17 protein-coding genes are annotated in these 18,150 nt (G+C 72.2%); 6 read left to right on the top strand and 11 right to left on the bottom strand.

Features of this window, described 5'->3' with window-relative positions:
• Nucleotides 1-128: 128 nt before the first annotated feature.
• Both ACFC0G_RS04025 and ACFC0G_RS04020 read right to left on the bottom strand, forming a co-directional pair.
• Nucleotides 129-857: a glutamine amidotransferase gene (locus tag ACFC0G_RS04025; protein ID WP_356682405.1), complete on the bottom strand. Its 729-nt coding sequence runs from the start codon at nt 855-857 to the stop codon at nt 129-131.
• 19 nt (nt 858-876) lie between these two features.
• Entirely contained in the window at nt 877-2,124 is a 1,248-nt protein-coding gene (locus ACFC0G_RS04020; RefSeq protein WP_376396808.1) for a MurT ligase domain-containing protein, read from the bottom strand.
• A 126-nt stretch (nt 2,125-2,250) separates the two neighbouring features.
• Between ACFC0G_RS04020 and def the strand changes: the two genes are divergently transcribed.
• Nucleotides 2,251-2,817, top strand: coding sequence for a peptide deformylase (def, locus tag ACFC0G_RS04015; RefSeq protein ID WP_376396805.1), 567 nt, complete (start codon nt 2,251-2,253; stop codon nt 2,815-2,817).
• A 54-nt stretch (nt 2,818-2,871) separates the two neighbouring features.
• On the opposite strand, the gene ACFC0G_RS04010 is transcribed toward def, so the two are convergent.
• Complete coding sequence (locus ACFC0G_RS04010; protein ID WP_376396802.1) at nt 2,872-3,519, bottom strand: TetR family transcriptional regulator; 648 nt, start codon at nt 3,517-3,519, stop codon at nt 2,872-2,874.
• 164 nt (nt 3,520-3,683) lie between these two features.
• Between ACFC0G_RS04010 and ACFC0G_RS04005 the strand changes: the two genes are divergently transcribed.
• Nucleotides 3,684-4,901, top strand: coding sequence for an acyl-CoA dehydrogenase family protein (locus tag ACFC0G_RS04005; RefSeq protein ID WP_376396799.1), 1,218 nt, complete (start codon nt 3,684-3,686; stop codon nt 4,899-4,901).
• A gap of 122 nt (nt 4,902-5,023) precedes the next feature.
• On the opposite strand, the gene ACFC0G_RS04000 is transcribed toward ACFC0G_RS04005, so the two are convergent.
• Nucleotides 5,024-5,491 (bottom strand): VOC family protein, encoded by a 468-nt coding sequence (locus ACFC0G_RS04000; protein ID WP_376396796.1) that lies wholly within the window; start codon nt 5,489-5,491, stop codon nt 5,024-5,026.
• Between the two features lie 155 nt (nt 5,492-5,646).
• On the opposite strand from ACFC0G_RS04000, the gene ACFC0G_RS03995 reads away from it, so the two are divergent.
• Nucleotides 5,647-7,029 carry a cytochrome P450 gene (locus ACFC0G_RS03995; RefSeq protein WP_376396793.1) on the top strand — a complete coding sequence of 461 codons (1,383 nt, stop codon included), beginning with the start codon at nt 5,647-5,649 and terminating at the stop codon, nt 7,027-7,029.
• 57 nt (nt 7,030-7,086) lie between these two features.
• Here ACFC0G_RS03995 and ACFC0G_RS03990 read toward each other — a convergent pair whose 3' ends face one another.
• Nucleotides 7,087-7,569, bottom strand: coding sequence for a glutathione peroxidase (locus tag ACFC0G_RS03990; RefSeq protein ID WP_376396790.1), 483 nt, complete (start codon nt 7,567-7,569; stop codon nt 7,087-7,089).
• 38 nt (nt 7,570-7,607) lie between these two features.
• Here ACFC0G_RS03990 and ACFC0G_RS03985 point away from each other — a divergent pair, with 38 nt between their 5' ends.
• Entirely contained in the window at nt 7,608-7,832 is a 225-nt protein-coding gene (locus ACFC0G_RS03985) for a DUF6011 domain-containing protein (RefSeq protein WP_376396787.1), read from the top strand.
• Between the two features lie 5 nt (nt 7,833-7,837).
• Here the strand turns inward: ACFC0G_RS03985 and ACFC0G_RS03980 are convergent, their stop codons facing one another.
• The 3 genes from ACFC0G_RS03980 to ACFC0G_RS03970 form a co-directional block, all read right to left on the bottom strand.
• Complete coding sequence (locus ACFC0G_RS03980; RefSeq protein WP_376396784.1) at nt 7,838-8,302, bottom strand: GNAT family N-acetyltransferase; 465 nt, start codon at nt 8,300-8,302, stop codon at nt 7,838-7,840.
• 126 nt (nt 8,303-8,428) lie between these two features.
• Entirely contained in the window at nt 8,429-9,298 is an 870-nt protein-coding gene (locus tag ACFC0G_RS03975) for an acyl-CoA thioesterase (RefSeq protein WP_376397284.1), read from the bottom strand.
• 29 nt (nt 9,299-9,327) lie between these two features.
• Nucleotides 9,328-11,841 carry a DEAD/DEAH box helicase gene (locus ACFC0G_RS03970; protein ID WP_376396781.1) on the bottom strand — a complete coding sequence of 838 codons (2,514 nt, stop codon included), beginning with the start codon at nt 11,839-11,841 and terminating at the stop codon, nt 9,328-9,330.
• 133 nt (nt 11,842-11,974) lie between these two features.
• Here ACFC0G_RS03970 and ACFC0G_RS03965 point away from each other — a divergent pair, with 133 nt between their 5' ends.
• Complete coding sequence (locus ACFC0G_RS03965) at nt 11,975-12,766, top strand: metal-dependent hydrolase (RefSeq protein WP_376396779.1); 792 nt, start codon at nt 11,975-11,977, stop codon at nt 12,764-12,766.
• 5 nt (nt 12,767-12,771) lie between these two features.
• Here the strand turns inward: ACFC0G_RS03965 and ACFC0G_RS03960 are convergent, their stop codons facing one another.
• Nucleotides 12,772-13,518 (bottom strand): TetR/AcrR family transcriptional regulator, encoded by a 747-nt coding sequence (locus ACFC0G_RS03960; protein WP_376396776.1) that lies wholly within the window; start codon nt 13,516-13,518, stop codon nt 12,772-12,774.
• Nucleotides 13,519-13,648: 130 nt separating this feature from the next.
• On the opposite strand from ACFC0G_RS03960, the gene ACFC0G_RS03955 reads away from it, so the two are divergent.
• The gene (locus ACFC0G_RS03955) at nt 13,649-14,356 is read left to right on the top strand and encodes an NAD(P)-dependent oxidoreductase (protein WP_376396773.1); all 708 of its coding nucleotides are present in this window, start codon (nt 13,649-13,651) and stop codon (nt 14,354-14,356) included.
• A gap of 57 nt (nt 14,357-14,413) precedes the next feature.
• On the opposite strand, the gene ACFC0G_RS03950 is transcribed toward ACFC0G_RS03955, so the two are convergent.
• Nucleotides 14,414-16,195, bottom strand: a complete 1,782-nt coding sequence (locus ACFC0G_RS03950; protein WP_376396770.1) for an ABC transporter ATP-binding protein — start codon at nt 16,193-16,195, stop codon at nt 14,414-14,416.
• Nucleotides 16,192-18,000: an ABC transporter transmembrane domain-containing protein gene (locus ACFC0G_RS03945; protein ID WP_376396766.1), complete on the bottom strand. Its 1,809-nt coding sequence runs from the start codon at nt 17,998-18,000 to the stop codon at nt 16,192-16,194. Before ACFC0G_RS03945 ends, ACFC0G_RS03950 begins: the two co-directional genes overlap by 4 nt.
• Between the last annotated feature and the right edge of the window lie 150 nt (nt 18,001-18,150).

Below are 18,150 nucleotides of genomic sequence, written 5' to 3'. Positions count from 1 at the left end.
ACGTGGGCCGACTCCCGGACCACGTCGTCCGGCTGGATCCCCGCCACCCTATCGGTGCAGGGTGGCGGGGCCGAAACGGATGTCCGCACAGTGGACACCGTACGTTCGTACGAGCCCGTGAGGGTGCGTCAGGCGGGCTGCGTGGCCGCCGCGATGCGCTCGGCGCGCAGCGCCTCGTACCACCGGTCGTCGGTCGGCGGCAGCGCGTTCACGTCGAGGGCCAGCTTCAGGAGCAGGTCCGCGATCTGCGGGTTCCGGGCCATGACGGGGCCGTGCATGTACGTACCGAAGACGGTGTCGTTGTACGCGCCCTCGGTGCCGTCGCCGGTGCCGTTGCCGTTGCCGAAGACGGTCCGGGCGAAGGGCCGGGCCGTCGGGCCGAGGTGGGTGATGCCCTGGTGGTTCTCGAAGCCGGTGAGCTGGGGCAGGCCGAGGCGCGGGTCGATGTCCGCGAGGACGTCGCCGACGCAGCGGGCACCTTCGCCGCGGGTCGAGATCACGTCGATCAGGCCGAGGCCGGCCTCGCGCTCGCCGAGGTCGTTGATGAACTCGTGGCCCAGGATCTGGTAGCCGGCGCAGACCGAGAAGATGATCGCGCCGTTGGACGCGGCCCGGCTGAGGCCGCCGTCCCGCCGCAGACGCTCGGCCGCGAGCCGCTGCGGACGGTCCTCGCCGCCGCCGATCAGGTAGATGTCGCCGGAGGTCGGCACCGGCTGGTCGCTGCGGACGTCGACGCGCTCGACGTGGAGGCCGCGCTGCTCGGCGCGGCGCTGGACGACGAGGACGTTGCCCTGGTCGCCGTAGGTGCTGAGCAGGTCCGGGTAGACCCAGACCAGGCGCAGGCTGCTGTCACTCATGCTGCAAGTCCTCTACGGGTCAGTTGCCGACGCGGCGGCGGACGTCCTGGAAGGCGGTGTAGTTGGCGATCAGCTCGATCTGTCCGGGCGGGGCCATCGTGACGGCCTCGTCGAGCGTCTCGCAGACGCGGAAGTCCACACCCGCGACCTCCAGGCGGACCGCCAGGTCCAGCTTCCGGTCGCCGATCACCATGATCGGGTGGCCCGCGAGCCGCCCGTAGTCCACGTCCCACAGCCAGGAGGTGTCCGTGCCGTCGGCGCCGCGGGCGTTGACGGAGAGGATCACCGGGGTCGGCGGCGCGTCGATGAGCGAGAACGTCTCCAGCCAGCCGGCCGGGTTCTTCGCGAGCAGCAGCCGCAGGTCGCGTCCCTGGAACGAGACGACGTCGTAGCGTCCGGCGACGGCCTGCACCTGGTACATGCGCTCCAGGGCCACCTGCGGCGGCACCCCGAAGACCGCGGCGACCGCGGCGGAGGTGGCGGCGTTCGCCTTGTTGGCGCGGCCGGGCAGCTGGAGACGGATCGGCCAGGCCGAACCGTGCGGGTCGAGCACGTGGTCGCCGTTGAGCGCCCAGCTCGGCGCGGGACGGCGGAAGCCGCACTCGCCGCAGAACCAGTCGTCGCCCGGGCGCTGCATCACACCGCCGCAGGCGGGGCACGACCAGGCGTCGTCCTTCCACTCCTGGCCCGCGGCCACCCACACCACGTTGGGGGAGGAGGAGGCGGCCCACACGATGAGCGGGTCGTCGGCGTTGGCGATGACCACGGCCTTGGTGCCGTTGAGGCCCTCGCGCCACTTCTCGGCGAGCATCCGGGTCTCGGCGGCGCGGTCGAGCTGGTCGCGGGAGAGGTTGAGCAGCGCGATCACCTTGGGCGTGGTGTCGCGGGCGACGCCGGCGAGGTACTTCTCGTCGACCTCGATGACGCCGTACTTGGAGTCCGAGCCGCCGGCCAGCGCCGAGGTGATGCCCGCGGGCATGTTGGCGCCGAGGGCGTTCGAGACCACGGGGCCGGCGGCGCGGAGCGCCTCGGCGATCAGCCGGGTCGTCGTCGTCTTGCCGTTGGTCGCCGACACCAGGACGACGTCCAGGTGCTGCGCGAGCCGCCCGAGGAGGTCCGGGTCGAGCTTCAGCGCCACCTTGCCGCCGATCACGGATCCGCTGCCGCGACCTGCCGCACGCGACACCGCGGCCGCGGCCTTGCCCGCCGTCACGGCCAGCTTGGCGCGCGGCGACAGCGGCTCTGGATTACCGGGGTGTCCTGACATCGTTCTTGTTCCTCCTTGCGTCGGTCCGGGCTCAGCCTATCGAGATCCGGCCAGCAGCCCGAACAGCGGCACCGCCGAGAGGCCGTGCGAAACAGGCTGGTCACGGCGGACCGTACCCTTACGGCCATGCGAAACCGCCCCATCCCCGGCAGTTCCGGTCTCGTTCGAGCGATGACTCTGCTCGGCGACCCCGTCCTGCACGCGCCCTGCGCGCCCGTCACCGACTTCGGCCCCGAACTGGCCCGGCTCGTCGAGGACATGTTCGCCACGATGTACGCGGCGCACGGCGTGGGTCTGGCGGCGAACCAGGTCGGTGTGGGCCTGCGGGTCTTCGTGTACGACTGCCCCGACGACGAGGACACGCGCCACCTGGGCCATGTGGTGAATCCGACGCTGGTCGAGGCGGACGGCGACGTGATCCGGGGCCCCGAGGGCTGTCTTTCGCTGCCGGGCCTGGAGGCGCCGACCCCGCGTTTCGACCGCGCCGTGGTGGAGGGCGTCCGGCTGGACGGCACTCCGGTACGGATCGAGGGCACGGGTTTCTTCGCCCGCTGCCTCCAGCACGAGACCGACCACCTGGAGGGCGGGGTCTACGCCGACCACGTGACGGGGTGGCGCAAGTCACGTCTGCTGCGCACGATCCGCAAGCAGCCGTGGGGCGCCGACGCGTCCGCGCTGGAGGGTTCCCGCTGACCCCGCGGGGGACTGTGAGCCCGGCTTGAGCGCCCCGGAGGCGAACCGAGCCTTTTAGAAACCGGGCCCGCCGGGGAGGTCGTCGGCCTCCGCGAGCCGGCCCCAGAGGAGGTCGGCGAGGCTGCTGACGAGGTCGGCGCGGGAGCAGGGGCGTTCGCCGAGCCACCAGTCGCCGGCCGCGTGCATCATGCCGACGATGCCGTGGCCCCAGATCCGGGCCTGGACCTCGGCGTCGGGGCCGAGGTCGACGCGCTCGGCGATGACCTGGCCGAGCTCCTCGCCCATGCGGCGCAGCAGCGGGGCCGAGTGGCGGCCGACGTCGAAGCCCTGCTCGGACTGGTGCGACTCCTCCGCCGGGTGCATGAGGAAGCGGTACACCTGGGGCATCGCCTCGATCGAGGCGAGGTAGGTGTCGAGGGTGGACTCGACGCGGTTGCGCCGGTCCGAGGGGGCGTCGAGCGCGGCCCGGAGCGCCGCGAGGAGCGCGTCGGTGTGGCGGGTGGCGAGGGCGCGGTAGAGGCCGCCCTTGTCGCCGAAGTGCCGGTAGAGGATCGGCTTGGTGATGCCGGCCTCCGCCGCGATGGCGTTCATGGACGCCTTGGGTCCGTCCCGGAGCACCACCCGGTCCGCCGCCTCCAGCAGTTCGCGCCGCCTCTGTTCCACGGGCTTCTGCTGGTCGGTGGTCCGGTGTGTGATGTCCATAAGCGTGTCTCCCCGCCCGTGCGATTCCGTGAGGCTGTCGCAACGTAACACCCGCGCGGTGTCCGGTGTCGGGCGGCCCGAACCGCTCCGCCGCAGGTTGACAGCCCGTACCCGCCGGTAACACACTGCTGTTACCGCAAGTAACGTACTGCTGGGAGGGAACTATGGCCGAGTTCACGCTCGATCTCAACGACGACCAGAAGCAGGTCCGCGACTGGCTGCACGGTTTCGCCGCCGATGTGATGCGTCCGGCCGCGGCCGAATGGGACGAGCGCGAGGAGACCCCCTGGCCGATCATCCAGGAGGCCGCCAAGCTCGGAATCTACTCCCTCGACTTCTATGCCCAGCAGTTCTTCGACCCGACCGGTCTCGGCGTCCCGATGACCATGGAGGAGCTCTTCTGGGGCGACGCGGGCATCGCGCTCTCCATCGTCGGCACCGGCCTCGCCGCCGTCGGCGTCCTCGCCAACGGCACCGAGGAGCAGATCGGCACCTGGGTCCCGGAGATGTACGGCGACGCGAACGACGTCAAGGTCGCCGCCTTCTGCTCCTCCGAGCCCGACGCCGGCTCCGACGTCGCCGCCATGCGGACCCGGGCCGTGTACGACGAGGCCAAGGACGAATGGGTCCTCAACGGCACCAAGACCTGGGCGACCAACGGCGGCATCGCCAACGTCCACGTCGTCGTCGCCGTCGTCGACTCCGAGCTCGGCTCCCGCGGCCACGCCTCCTTCATCGTGCCGCCGAACACCCCCGGCCTCTCGCAGGGGCAGAAGTTCCAGAAGCACGGCATCCGCGCCTCCCACACCGCCGAGGTCGTCCTGGAGGACGTCCGCGTCCCCGGCCACTGCCTCCTCGGCGGCAAGGACAAGCTCGACGAGCGCCTCGCCCGGGCCCGCGAGAAGGCGAAGGCGGGCGGCGGCGAGCGCGTGAAGAACGCCGCCATGGCCACCTTCGAGGCCTCCCGCCCGGCGGTCGGCGCCATGGCCGTCGGCACCGCCCGCGCCGCGTACGAGGTCGCCCTCGACTACGCGAAGACCCGCGTGCAGTTCGGCCGCCCGATCATCGAGAACCAGGGCGTCGCCTTCCAGCTCGCCGACATGGCCACCCAGATCGACGCGGCCCGCCTCCTCGTCTGGCGCGCCTCCTGGATGGCGACCGCCGGCAAGCCCTTCACCGCGGCCGAGGGCTCGATGTCCAAGCTGTACGCCAGCGAGGTCGCCAAGAAGGTCACCGGCCAGGCCATCCAGATACTCGGCGGCAACGGCTACACCCGCGAGTACCCGGTGGAGCGGATGCACCGCGACGCCGCCATCTACACGATCTTCGAGGGCACGAGCGAGATCCAGCGCATGGTGATCAGCCGCGCGCTGGCGAAGTAGGGGACGAGCGGACGAGCGGGGGCGCGGACGAGCGGAGGCGCGGAGGCAGGGCGGGGCGGGCCGTCCCGGGACACCCGCCCCGCCCGCCCCGCCCCACTCGGCCTCGCCCCCTGACCTCCGGCTCATACGAGACAGAACTCGTTGCCCTCCGGGTCCTGGAGGACCACCGCGTAGTAGTCCATGCCGTTCGGCTCGTCCATCGGGTACAGGATGGTGGCGCCCAGCGCCGTCAGACGGGCGACCTCGCCGTCCACCCGCTCGCGGCGCAGCGCCAGCGGGACGTCGCGGCCGCCGCCGACCTTCAGGTCGAGGTGGACGCGGTTCTTGACGGTCTTGGGCTCCGGGACCCGCTGGAACCAGACGCGGGGGCCCACGCCCTTCGGGTCCACGATGGACTCCGGCAGCTCTCCGGCGTCCTCGCCCAGCTCGTCCTCGGGCACGCCGATCGCCTGCCAGTACTCCCGCCAGGTGGCGTGTCCCGCGGGCGGCGGATCCGGGATGTACCGCAGGGCCTCCAGCCAGAAGGGCACGAGGCGCTGGGGGTCGGCGCAGTCGATCGTCAGTTGCAGGGTGAGCTCGGGTCGGTCCATGGAACGAGCCTCGCAGAAGCCACTGACAGTCGCCCTGCGACCGTCGGTGGCCGGACCAACCGGCCATATCCGGACGGGTGTTCAGCCCGGTCTACTCGTGGGTTGCGTCCTGGGGGAGAATCGTCCCGCCGGTGACGATCAAGGGGGAACCGATCATGACCACCACCGCCCGGGCCGAAGCGCCCGAACTCGCGGGACTACCGCTGCTCGGCTCCATGTTCGACCTCAAGAACGACTCCCTGGGCACCTTCCTGCGCGCCCAGCGGGAGCACGGCGACGTCGTCCGGATCACCGCGGGACCGCCCGGCATCCGCGCCACCGTCTACGGCGTCTTCTCCGCCGAGGGCGCCCAGCAGGTCCTCGCCGGCGAATCGGCCAACTTCCGCAAGGACAACGCCTTCTACCAGGAGATTCGCGAGTCCTTCGGCAACGGCCTGCTGACCAGCCAGGACGAGGACTACCTCCGGCAGCGCCGGCTCGTCCAGCCGCTCTTCACCAAGCGCCGCGTCGACGGCTACGCCGCCGCCATCGCCGCCGAGGTCACCGCCCTCATGGACGAGTGGCACGAGGACGCGGCCTTCGCCGTCGACGTCCTCCAGGAGACGACCCGCCTCGCCCTCCGCGCCGTGGCCCGCATCCTCTTCGGCACCGACGTCGACGCGGCCGTCGAGGTCGTCGAGCGCTGCTTCCCCGAGGTCGGCGCCTATGTGCTCCGCCGCGGCTACTCCCCGCTGAACACGCCCCGCACCTGGCCCACCCCCGGCAACCGCAGGGCCGCCGCCGTCCACCAGGCGCTCTACGAGGTCTGCGACCGGATCATCGCCGACCGCCGGGAGTCCGGCCGCGCTCCCGGCGACGGACAGGACCTCCTCACGCTCCTCGCCGAGGCCGAGAGCGCCGAGGACGGCAGCTTCAGCGCCACCGAGCTGCGCGAGCAGGTCCTCGTCTTCCTCGTCGCCGGCCACGAGACGACCGCGACCTCCCTCGGCTTCGCCCTCCACCTCCTCGCCCGTCACCCGGAGATCCAGGCGCGGGCGCACGAGGAGGTCGACCGGGTGCTCGACGGCCGCACTCCGGGCGCCGCCGACCTGGACTCCCTGCCGTACGTCACCCAGGTCCTCAAGGAGTCCATGCGGCTCTTCCCGGCCGCGCCGGCCATCGGCCGCCGCGCCGTCGCCGCCACCGAGATCGACGGCGTCACCATCCCGGCGGGCGCGGACGTCATCGTGGCCCCCTGGGTCACCCACCGGCACCCGGCCTACTGGGAGGACCCGGAGCGCTTCGACCCCGACCGCTTCACGCCCGAGGCGGAGGCCGCCCGCCCTCGGTACGCCTGGTTCCCCTTCGGCGGCGGGCCGCGCGCCTGCATCGGCCAGCACTTCTCGATGCTGGAGTCGGTCGTCGCCCTGGCGATGATCCTCCAGCGGCACGCGTTCGAGGCCGTCGACGCCGAGGTCCCGGTCGCGCCCGCGATCACCCTCCAGGCGGCGGGCCCGGCCCGCTGCCGGCTCCTCGCCCGTACTCCCCGTACCCCCTGAGAACGCCGCTGCCCCCGGACCCCGTCGGCCGACGGGGTCCGGGGGCAGCGCTCCGCCTCAGGCGAGCTGCGCCTCGATCGCGGAGACGACCTCCGCGGCCTCCGGCTCGGTGCGCGGACGGAACCGGGTGACCCCGCCGTCCTTGCCGATGAGGAACTTCTCGAAGTTCCACTGGATGTCCCCGGCCTCGCCCTCGGCGTCCGCGACCCGGGTCAGCTCCGTGTAGAGCGGGTGACGGGCCTCGCCGTTCACGTCCGCCTTCTCCAGGAGCGGGAAGGACACCCCGTACGTCGCCGAGCAGAAGGTCTGGATCTCCTCCGCGCTGCCCGGCTCCTGGCCCGCGAACTGGTTGCAGGGCACGCCGAGCACGGTGAAGCCGCGCTCCCCGTACGCCTTCTGCAGCCGCTCCAGACCGGCGTACTGCGGGGTCAGGCCGCACTTCGAGGCCACGTTCACGACGAGGACCGCGTGGTCCCGGTAGTCGGCGAGGGAGACGGGCTCCCCGGTCAGGGTCTTCAGGGGGATGTCGTACAGGCTCATGCGGGCCGCTCCTCGTCGAAATGGGGTTTGATCTCCACATGGGTGACGAACGACTGGCCATCGCGATCGATTCCGCGTCGGAGGAACAATCCGACCGGGTGTGCTGCCGGCTCTGCGGCCGCCCCCTGACCGGCGCGGACTCCCGCCGTACGGGCCTCGGGCCGACCTGTGACGCCAAGCTCCACCCGCCGGGCCCCGACATCCGCTCCCGCCGCCACGAGGTCGCCCAGGACACCCTCCCGGGCTTCGACCAGACCCCGTAGGGGTGTCAGGCGCCGGGCGTCATGTCGTACGTGACCCACATCGTGCGGGTCGCCAGCCGGTCGTACTTGGCGCGGGCCCGGTGGTTGTCGTCCGCGGTGATCCAGCGGACGACGCTCCAGCCGCGCTCGGCGGCGATCCCGCGCAGCGCGGCGAGCAGCAGGTCGGCCGCGCCGGACCCGCGGCTCTCCGGGGCGACGAACAGGTCGTCGAGGAAGCCGCCGGTGGTCGCCGAGAGCGGCCGGGCGAAGGCCCGGTAGTGCGCGAGGCCGACCAGCCTGCCGTCGCCGTCCTCGGCCACGAGCGCCTCGACCTCGTGGCCGGGGTCGTTCACCCACGACCACACGCGTGCGGCGGCCTCCTCGGTCTGCTCGACCTTGTAGAAGTCGGCGTAGCCGCGGTAGAGCGCGCGCCACTGCGGGAAGTCCTCCGCGCGGACGGCGCGGACCTTGAGGTCGGTCGAGGTCGACATGACTGCACACTTTCATCGGGCGAACGAGGGGACCGGACAATCGATCATGCTGGAGACAGGGAACGACGTGTCCTGCCACGGTGTCGAAAGCACGGACCCCGCATCGCCCGGATGGACGGTTGACCGTCAGCCGGCGTACGGGCGGAACAGCCCCTCCTGGACCACCGACACGAGAAGCCGTCCCTCGCGGTCGTAGATCCGGCCCCGCGCGAGCCCCCGGCCACCCGTCGCGATCGGCGACTCCTGGTCGTACAGGAACCACTCGTCCGCCCGGAACGGCCGGTGGAACCACATCGCGTGGTCCAGCGACGCCATGTCGAACCCGCGCGGACCCCACAGGGGCTCCACCGGGATCCGGACCGCGTCCAGGAGGGTCATGTCCGAGGCGTAGGTCAGCGCGCAGGTGTGGACCAGCGGATCGTCGCCCAGCGGCCCCACGGCCCGCATCCACACCGCGGAGCGCGGGTCCGCGCCCTTGACCTCCTCCGCGGTCCAGCGCAGCCGGTCCACGTACCGGATGTCGAAGGGCTGCCGGCGGGCCATCCGCTCCAGGGCCTCCGGCAGCGCCCCCAGGTGCTCGCGGATCTCGTCCGCCAGGTTCGGCAGGCTCTCCGGGTCGGTCAGGTGCCGCGGCGGCAGCTGATGCTCGAAGGCGCCCTCCTCCGGCTTGTGGAAGGAGGCCGTCAGGTTGAAGATCGTGCGCCCCTCCTGGACCGCCGTGACCCGGCGGGTCGTGAACGACCGGCCGTCCCGCACCCGCTCCACCTCGTACACGATCGGCACCCCGGGCCGGCCCGGCCGCAGGAAGTAGGCGTGCAGCGAGTGCACCGGCCGGTCGCCGTCGGTGGTCCGGCCGGCCGCCACCAGGGCCTGCCCGGCGACCTGCCCGCCGAAGACCCGTTGCAAGGACTCCTGCGGGCTGCGCCCGCGGAAGATGTTCACCTCGATCCGCTCCAGATCGAGCAGATCGACGAGCTTCTCGGCGGGGTTGGTCACCGTCATCTCTCCTTAGAGCCGGCCGATCCTCAGAGCTGTCCCACGGACGTCACGCGGATGATCGCCCGCCCCTCCTCGTCGGAGGCCGCGAGATCCACCTCCGCGCTGATGCCCCAGTCATGGTCGCCGTTCGGGTCGGCGAAGGTCTGCCGGACGCGCCACAGACCGTGTGCCGCGTCCTCCTCGATGGCGAGGAGCTTCGGGCCGCGCGCGTCGGGACCCGTGCCGAGGTCGTCGTACTCGTCCCAGTACGCGTCCATCGCGTCGCCCCACGCGTCCGCGTCCCAGCCGGACTCGGCGTCGAGGTCGCCCAGCGCGTCCACGTTGTCGAGGGCCGCCAGCTCCACCCGGCGGAACATCGCGTTGCGCACGAGGACCCGGAAGGCGCGGGCGTTCGCCGTGACCGGCTTGACCTGGTCGGCCTTCTCCTGGGCCTCCTCGGCCGTCTGGACCTCCGGGTTCGCCAGCTGCTCCCACTCGTCGAGCAGCGAGGAGTCCACCTGCCGCACCATCTCGCCCAGCCAGGCGATCAGGTCCTCCAGGTCCTCGGTCTTCAGGTCGTCCGGGATGGTGTGGTCGAGCGCCTTGTACGCGCTCGCGAGGTAGCGCAGGACGATGCCCTCGGTCCGCGCCAGCTCGTACCAGGACGTGAACTCCGTGAACGTCATGGCGCGTTCGTACATGTCACGGATGACCGACTTCGGCGAGACCGGGTGGTCGCCGACCCACGGGTGCGACTTCCGGTAGACGTCGTACGCGTGCCAGAGCAGCTCCTCCAGCGGCTTCGGGTACGAGATCTCCTGGAGCCGCTCCATCCGCTCCTCGTACTCGACGCCGTCGCGCTTCATCTGCCCGACGGCCTCGCCGCGCGCCTTGTTCTGCATCGCGGCGAGGATCTGGCGCGGGTCGTCGAGCGTCGACTCCACCACCGACACCATGTCGAGGGCGTACGACGGGGACTCGGGGTCCAGCAGGTCGAAGGCGGCCAGCGCGAACGTCGACAGCGGCTGGTTGAGCGCGAAGTCCTGCTGGAGGTCGACGGTCAGCCGGATCGTGCGGCCCTCGGCGTCCGGGGTCTCCAGCTGCTCCACCACACCGCCGTCCAGCAGCGAGCGGTAGATCGCGATGGCCCGGCGGATGTGCCGCAGCTGCGCCTTGCGCGGCTCGTGGTTGTCCTCCAGGAGCTTGCGCATCGCGTCGAAGGCGTTGCCCGGGCGGGCGATCACCGACAGCAGCATGATGTTGGTGACCTTGAAGCGCGAGGTCAGGGGCTCCGGCTCGGAGCCGATCAGCCTCTCGAAGGTGGTGTCGCTCCAGGCGACGAAGCCCTCCGGAGCCTTCTTGCGGACCACCTTGCGGCGCTTCTTCGGGTCGTCGCCGGCCTTCGCGAGCGCCTTCTCGTTCTCGATGACGTGCTCGGGCGCCTGCGCGACCACGTAACCGGCGGTGTCGAAGCCGGCCCGGCCGGCCCGCCCCGCGATCTGGTGGAACTCACGGGCCCGCAGCGTGCGCACCCGGCTGCCGTCGTACTTGGTCAGCGCCGTGAACAGCACCGTACGGATGGGCACGTTGACGCCGACGCCCAGCGTGTCCGTCCCGCAGATCACCTTCAGCAGACCGGCCTGGGCGAGCTTCTCGACGAGCCGCCGGTACTTGGGCAGCATGCCCGCGTGGTGGACGCCGATGCCGTGGCGGACGTACCGCGAGAGGTTCTGTCCGAACTTGGTGGTGAAGCGGAAGTTGCCGATGAGCTCGGCGATCCGGTCCTTCTCCTCGCGCGTGCACATGTTGATGCTCATGAGCGACTGCGCCCGCTCGACGGCCTGGGCCTGCGTGAAGTGGACGATGTAGACGGGGGCCTGCTTGGTCTCCAGGAGCTCCGTCAGGGTGTCCGTGATCGGTGTGAGCTCGTACTCGTACGACAGCGGCACCGGCCGGGTCGCCGAGCGGACCACCGAGGTCGGCTTTCCGGTCCGCCGGGTCAGGTCCTTCTCGAACATCGCCACGTCACCGAGCGTCGCCGACATGAGGATGAACTGCGCCTGCGGCAGTTCGAGGATCGGGATCTGCCAGGCCCAGCCGCGGTCCGCCTCCGCGTAGAAGTGGAACTCGTCCATGACGACCTGGCCGATGTCGGCGTGCTTGCCGTCCCGCAGGGCGATCGAGGCGAGGACCTCGGCCGTACAGCAGATGACCGGCGCGTCCGCGTTCACGGAGGCGTCGCCGGTGAGCATGCCGACGTTCTCCGTGCCGAAGAGCTTGCACAGGTCGAAGAACTTCTCCGACACGAGCGCCTTGATCGGCGCCGTGTAGAAGGTGACCTGGTCGTTCGCGAGGGCCGTGAAGTGCGCCCCCGCCGCGACCAGCGACTTCCCCGAGCCGGTCGGGGTCGACAGGATCACGTTCGCCCCGGACACCACCTCGATCAGCGCCTCCTCCTGGGCCGGGTAGAGCGTGATGCCCTGGTCCTCGGCCCATGAGGAGAAGGCCTCGAAGAGGGCGTCGGGGTCGGCGGTCGGCGGAAGCTGATCGATAAGGGTCACGCCCCCCATCTTGCCTGGATTCCGCTCGGATGAGGGAACCGGCCGCCGGCCTCCTTGATCACGGACGGTAGGCTCGTCCGTCGACCGGTCGTCAACTGAGCGCCGGCGCAGGAGAAACGGGGCGGCAGCAACCATGATGGGACCGGCGCACTCACTGTCCGGAGCGGCGGCCTGGCTGGGTGTGGGAGCGGCTGCCGCCGCCTTCGACAAGCCCATGCCGTGGCCGGTCCTGCTCGTCGGGGCCCTCATCTGCGCGGGCGCCGCCCTCGCCCCCGACCTCGACCACAAGTCGGCGACGATCTCCCGCGCCTTCGGGCCGGTCTCCCGGGGCCTCTGCGAGATCGTCGACAAGCTCTCGTACGCCGTCTACAAGGCCACCCGCTCCTCGGCCGACCCCCGCAGGTCCGGCGGGCACCGCACCCTCACCCACACCTGGCTCTGGGCCGTCCTGATCGGCGCGGGCGCCTCCGCCGCGGCGGTCACCGGCGGCCGGTGGGCGGTCCTGGCCATCCTCTTCGTCCACCTGGTCCTCGCCGTGGAGGGCCTGCTGTGGCGGGCCGCGCGGATGTCCAGCGACGTCCTGGTGTGGCTGCTCGGCGCGACCAGCGCCTGGATCCTCGCGGGCGTCCTCGACAAGCCGGGCAACGGCGCGGACTGGTTCTTCACGGGCCCCGGCCAGGAGTACCTGTGGCTGGGGCTGCCGATCGTCCTGGGCGCCCTCGTCCACGACATCGGCGACGCCCTGACGGTCTCCGGCTGCCCGGTCCTGTGGCCCATCCCGGTGGGCCGCAAGCGTTGGTACCCGATCGGACCGCCGAAGGGGATGCGCTTCCGGGCCGGCAGCTGGGTCGAGCTCAAGGTCCTCATGCCCGCCTTCATGGTGCTCGGCGGGGTCGGCGGAGCCTCGGCGCTCGGCTTCTTCTAGCTCTTTCAGGCGCCGGCCGGGGGGACGCCCAGGGTCCGGACGAGCTGGGTGAGTTCCTCCGCGAAGAGCTTGTCCGGGCTCGTGGTCTGGCGCCGCAGGTGCCCGTACACCTCCAGGGTCACCAGGCCGTGCAGACGCCCCCAGAGGCGCAGGGCCAGCGCGACGGCGGCGGGCGGCAGCTCGGGGAAGGCCGGCCGCACCTTGTCGAGGAGTCCGGCGTCGAAGTCGGACCAGGCGAACGCGCTGTCCCGGTACTGGGGTTCGGCGTACGGCCAGGCCGCCGCGGCGAGCCCGGCGAGGCCGGTGCACACCCGGCGGGCCGCGTCCGGGGCGGGGCCGCCCTCCGGGGCCCGGTAGCCGGGGACGGGGTCGCCGTAGATCAGCCGGAAGCCCTCGGGATTGGCCAGGGCCCAGGCGCGGAAGGCGCGGGACCAGGCCAGGATCCGGGCGGCCGCGTCATCGGCGGGGGCGGTCGCCCAGGCCGCGTCCACGGCGTCGGCCAGCGCCGAGTACACGTCGTCGATGAGCGTGGTGACCAGGTCGTCGCGGGTGGCGAAGTAGCCGTAGATCGCGTTGGCCGTCATGCCCATCTCGCGGGCGATGGCCCGCAGGGTGATCGCGTCGGGCCCGCCGGAGGCCATCAGCCGCAGGGCCGTGTCCTTGATCTCGGCCGTCGTCTCGGCCCGTAGCCGCTCGCGGCGTCCCCGGCCGGCCGGCGGCGTTCCTGTCCGTGCTTCCGATGTCCCGGTCATCCGGGAACCCTACCGCTCCACTGAGGGGTGTAGGAAAACTGCACGCCGTGCACTTCACGGCGTATAGTTTTCTCACGGCGTCACGCTCGCGACGCCGTGAAGCTGATCACCGGGGACACAGGGGAGAGTCATGCGCATCGGAGTCATCGGAGCCACCGGCACCATCGGCAGCCGCGTCGTCGCGGAGGCCCTGGAGCGCGGGCACGACATCAGGGCCTTCGGCCGCGACACCACCGGGGCGGCGGCCGCCGAAACCCGCGAGAACATCACCTGGGCGAGCCTCGACGTCCTCGACCCGGACGCCGTCGCCGCCGTCCTGCCCGGGCTCGACGTCCTGATCAGCGCCTTCCAGCCCGGCAACGCCGCCCGGGACCTCACCGACACCGTGCGGCGCTCCATCGCCGACGCCGGCGTCTACGCCACCGCGGCCCGCGCCCTGCTCAAAGCCCTGGAGACCCACCCCAGGACCCGGCTGATCGTCATCGGCGGCGCCGGCAGCCTGGAGATCGAGCCCGGCGTCGTCCTCGCCGACGCGGAGGAGCGGCTCCACGAGACCCTCGACTCCGTCGGACTGCCCCGGGCCTACGCGGCGGCGGTACGCGGACACCGGGACGCCCTGAACGTGCTGCGCACCTCCAACCGCCGGTGGACCTACTTCAGCCCCGCCGAGGACATCGCCCCCGGCGAGCGCACCGGCCGCTTCCGCGTCGGCGAGGACCAGCCGGTCCGGGACGCCGACGGGCACAGCCGCGTCTCGGCGGAGGACGCCGCCGTGGCGCTGGTCGACGAGGCGGAGCTGCCCCGCTTCGTCCAGCGCCGGTTCACGATCGGCTACTGAGCGGACGGCCGGCAAGGGGGTGGGGTGCACCTGTCGGTGCGCCCCACCCCGCGCGGGTCAGCCGTGCCAGGACCGCCACAGCGCCGCGTACGCGCCGTCCGCCGCCACCAGCTCGTCGTGGCTGCCGAGCTCGCTGATCCGGCCGGCCTCGACCACCGCGATCAGATCGGCGTCGTGCGCCGTGTGCAGCCGGTGCGCGATGGCCACGACCGTCCGTCCGTCCAGGACCCGGGCGAGGGACCGCTCCAGGTGCCGGGCCGCCCTCGGGTCGAGCAGCGAGGTCGCCTCGTCCAGGACCAGCGTGTGCGGATCCGCGAGGACGAGCCGGGCCAGCGCCACCTGCTGGGCCTGCGCCGGCGTCAGCGAACGGCCGCCCGAGCCGACCTCGGTGTCCAGGCCCTCGTCGAGGCCCCGGACCCAGCTCTCCGCGTCCACCGCGGCGAGGGCCTCCCACAGCTCGGCGTCGACGGCGCCGTTCCTCGCCAGCAGCAGATTGTCCCGGAGCGAGCCGACGAAGACGTGATGCTCCTGATTGACCAGGGCCACGTGCTCGCGGACCCGCTCGGCGGGCATCTTCGCCAGCTCGGCGGCGCCCAGGGTGACCGAGCCCGTCCTCGGGGCGTAGATGCCCGCGAGCAGCCGGCCGAGCGTGGACTTGCCCGCGCCCGAGGGGCCGACGAGGGCGAGCCGGGTGCCCGGCGCCACCTTCAGGGACACCTCGTGCAGCACGTCGACGCCCTCGCGGTAGCCGAACCGGACCTCGTCCGCGCTGACGGCACGCCCGTCCGGCCGCACCTCGTGGTCCCCCGCGTCCGGCTCGATGTCCCGGACGCCGACGAGCCGGCCCAGCGAGACCTGCGCGACCTGGAGTTCGTCGTACCAGCGGAGCACGATCCCGATCGGGTCCACCAGCATCTGCGCGAGCAGCGCGCCCGTCGTCAGCTGGCCCACGTCGATCCAGCCCTGGAAGACGAAGACCCCGCCGAGGAGGAGGACGCCGCACAGCACCGTCGTGTGCGTGAGCGTGACGACCGGGAAGAGCACCGAACGCAGGAAGAGCGTGTACCTCTCCCAGGCCACCCACTCGGTGATCCGCCGGTCGGAGAGGGCGATCCGGCGCGCGCCCAGGCGGTGCGCCTCCACCGTGCGGCCCGCGTCGACCGTCTCGGCCAGCGCGCCGGCCACCGCCGCGTACCCCGCGGACTCCGAGCGGTACGCGGACGGCGCCCGCTTGAAGTACCAGCGGCAGCCCACGATCAGCACCGGGGCCGCGAGCAGGGCCGCGAGCGCGAGCGGGGGAGCGGTCACCGCGAGCCCGCCGAGGAGCAGGCCCACCCAGACGACACCGATGGCCAGCTGGGGCACGGCCTCGCGCATCGCGTTGGCGAGCCGGTCGACGTCCGTGGTGATCCGGGAGAGCAGGTCGCCCGTCCCGGCCCGTTCGAGGACGCCGGGCGGCAGGGCGACGGAGCGGACGAGGAAGTCCTCGCGCAGATCGGCGAGCATCTCCTCGCCGAGCATCGCCCCGCGCAGCCGGACGAGCCGCACGAAGACCGTCTGGACGAGCAGGGCGACCGCGAACAGCGCGACCGTCCGCTCCAGATGGAGGTCGCGGGCCCCGGCGCTCAGCTCGTCCACCACCGAACCGAGGAGGTACGGGCCGGCCATCGAGGCGATCACGGCGACCGCGTTCACCCCGATGAGCAGGGTGAACGCCCTGCGGTGGCGGCGCAGCAGCTCCCGCACGTAGATCCGTACGGTCGCGCCGGCCGCGACGGGCAGCGTCGTCGCCGTCGTGGGGGCCGCCGGGTCGTACTCCGGTGGCGCCAGGCCGATCATGCCGTTTCCCCTTCCAGTGCTTCGAGTTCGTCGTCGAGGCGGCTCGCGGTGGCGAGCTCCTCGTCCGTCTCGCGGGTGACGACCGCGCGGTAGCGGGGCTCCTTGGCGAGCAGTTCGCGGTGGGTGCCGACGGCGACCGCCTGCCCCTCGTGGACCAGGACCACCCGGTCGGCGCGGTCCAGGAGCAGCGGCGAGGAGGCGAGGACCACGGTGGTCCCGCCCTCGCGCAGCCGGGCGATGCCCTCGGCCACCCGGGACTCGGTGTGCGAGTCGACCGCCGAGGTGGGCTCGTCCAGGACGAGCACCTCCGGGTCGGTCACCAGCGAGCGGGCGAGTGCGAGCCGCTGGCGCTGACCGCCGGAGAGCGACCGGCCCCGCTCGGTGATCCGGGTCCGCATCGGGTCCCCTTCGGTGTCGACGGAGGCCTGGGCGAGCGCGTCGAGGACGTCGCCGCACTGGGCGGCGGCGAGCGCATCCTCGGCCCGGACCGCGCCCGATGAGGGCACGTCGAAGAGGTCCTGGAGCGTGCCCGACAGCAGGACCGGCTCCTTGTCCTGGACGAGGACGGCCGTACGGGCCGCCGGCAGCGGCAGCTCGTCCAGCGGGACGCCGCCGAGCAGGACCGAGGTGTGGTCCTTGTCGGGTTCGGTCGGGTGGCCGCCGAGCCGGTCCGCGAGCCGTCCGGCCATGTCCGGGTCGCCGCAGACGACGGCGGTGAACCGGCCGGCCGGGGCGAGGAGCCCGGTCAGCGGGTCGTACAGATCGCCCGTCGCCTCGCGCTCCTCGCCCGCGGTGTCCGTGGTGGTGGTCGTGCGGGTCAGCGCGAGGACCCGGGCGGCCCGCTTCGCCGACGGCCGGGAGAAGGAGAAGGCCATCGCGATCTCCTCGAAGTTCCGCATCGGATGATGGGTGAGGGCCACGGCCCCGTAGACCGTGACGAGCTCGCCGACCGTGATCCGCCCGTCGAGCGCGAGCCGCGCCCCGTACGCCACGACGACGATGAGCAGGATGCCGGGCAGCACGACCTGGATCGCGGCGATCAGCGCCCACATCCGCGCGCTGTGCACGGCCGCCTTGCGGACTTCCTGGGAGGCGGCGCGGTAGCGGCCGAGGAACAGCTCCTCGCCGCCGATGCCGCGCAGGACGCGGAGCCCGGCGACGGTGTCGGAGGCCAGCTCCGTGGCCTTGCCCGCCTTCTCGCGCTGGACGTCCGCCCGGCGCGTCGCGCGGGGGAGGAGCGGCAGCACGGCGAGGGCGAGGACCGGGACGCCGAGGGCGACGACGATGCCGAGGGCGGGCTGGTAGACGACGAGGGCCACGCAGACGATCACGAGGGAGAGGGCGGCCGCGGCGAACCGGGACAGCGCCTCGACGAACCATCCAATTTTCTCGACGTCACCTGTGGAAACGGAGACCACTTCGCCCGCGGCGACCCGGCGGGTGAGGACGGAGCCCAGTTCGGCGGTCTTGCGGGAGAGGAGCTGCTGGACCCGGGCGGCGGCCGTGATCCAGTTGGTGACGGCGGTGCGGTGCAGCATCGTGTCCCCGACCGCGATCGCGAGCCCGAAGCCCACGAGCAGGCCCCCGGCGAGGGCGAGCCGCCCGCCGTCACGGTCCACGACCGCCTGCACGGCGACGCCGACGCCGAGCGGCAGCCCGGCGATGCCCAACTGGAGGAGAAGCCCCCAGAGCAGGGCCTTCACCTGCCCGCCGAGCTGGTTGCGGCCGAGCCAGAGGAGGAGCCGAGTGCCCGAGCGGACATCGGGGACCCCTGGATCGGCGTAGGGAAGGTCGTGAATCTGCATGGCGTCCCAGAGTCTTCGGGTCTGTCCGGGGGGTCGCACACGGGGGTGCGCGGATACGGGTGCCCGGCGGCGGTGGAGGAAACCGTGCAAGGTTCGCTTTTTCGCCGCTGCACGGCAATCGATTTTCCCCAAGAGGGAACAGATCGCGCC

It is taken from the genome of Streptomyces sp. NPDC056169 (assembly GCF_042268445.1).
Taxonomy (GTDB): domain Bacteria; phylum Actinomycetota; class Actinomycetes; order Streptomycetales; family Streptomycetaceae; genus Streptomyces.
The sequence above is the reverse complement of the archived record's forward strand: the minus strand, read 5'-3'. Positions and strand labels throughout refer to the sequence as shown.

Bases quoted from the DNA above. Each gene is read 5' to 3' on its own strand.
- ACFC0G_RS04000 (WP_376396796.1), bottom strand. From the start codon at position 5,491: ATGGACCGACCCGAGCTCACCCTGCAACTGACGATCGACTGCGCCGAC.
- ACFC0G_RS03990 (WP_376396790.1), bottom strand. From the start codon at position 7,569: ATGAGCCTGTACGACATCCCCCTGAAGACCCTGACCGGGGAGCCCGTC.
- ACFC0G_RS03960 (WP_376396776.1), bottom strand. From the start codon at position 13,518: ATGACCGGGACATCGGAAGCACGGACAGGAACGCCGCCGGCCGGCCGG.
- ACFC0G_RS03965 (WP_376396779.1), top strand. From the start codon at position 11,975: ATGATGGGACCGGCGCACTCACTGTCCGGAGCGGCGGCCTGGCTGGGT.
- ACFC0G_RS03945 (WP_376396766.1), bottom strand. From the start codon at position 18,000: ATGCAGATTCACGACCTTCCCTACGCCGATCCAGGGGTCCCCGATGTC.
- ACFC0G_RS04010 (WP_376396802.1), bottom strand. From the start codon at position 3,519: ATGGACATCACACACCGGACCACCGACCAGCAGAAGCCCGTGGAACAG.
- ACFC0G_RS03985 (WP_376396787.1), top strand. From the start codon at position 7,608: ATGGGTGACGAACGACTGGCCATCGCGATCGATTCCGCGTCGGAGGAA.
- ACFC0G_RS03980 (WP_376396784.1), bottom strand. From the start codon at position 8,302: ATGTCGACCTCGACCGACCTCAAGGTCCGCGCCGTCCGCGCGGAGGAC.
- ACFC0G_RS03955 (WP_376396773.1), top strand. From the start codon at position 13,649: ATGCGCATCGGAGTCATCGGAGCCACCGGCACCATCGGCAGCCGCGTC.
- def (WP_376396805.1), top strand. From the start codon at position 2,251: ATGCGAAACCGCCCCATCCCCGGCAGTTCCGGTCTCGTTCGAGCGATG.
- ACFC0G_RS04025 (WP_356682405.1), bottom strand. From the start codon at position 857: ATGAGTGACAGCAGCCTGCGCCTGGTCTGGGTCTACCCGGACCTGCTC.
- ACFC0G_RS03995 (WP_376396793.1), top strand. From the start codon at position 5,647: ATGACCACCACCGCCCGGGCCGAAGCGCCCGAACTCGCGGGACTACCG.
- ACFC0G_RS04005 (WP_376396799.1), top strand. From the start codon at position 3,684: ATGGCCGAGTTCACGCTCGATCTCAACGACGACCAGAAGCAGGTCCGC.
- ACFC0G_RS03950 (WP_376396770.1), bottom strand. From the start codon at position 16,195: ATGATCGGCCTGGCGCCACCGGAGTACGACCCGGCGGCCCCCACGACG.
- ACFC0G_RS04020 (WP_376396808.1), bottom strand. From the start codon at position 2,124: ATGTCAGGACACCCCGGTAATCCAGAGCCGCTGTCGCCGCGCGCCAAG.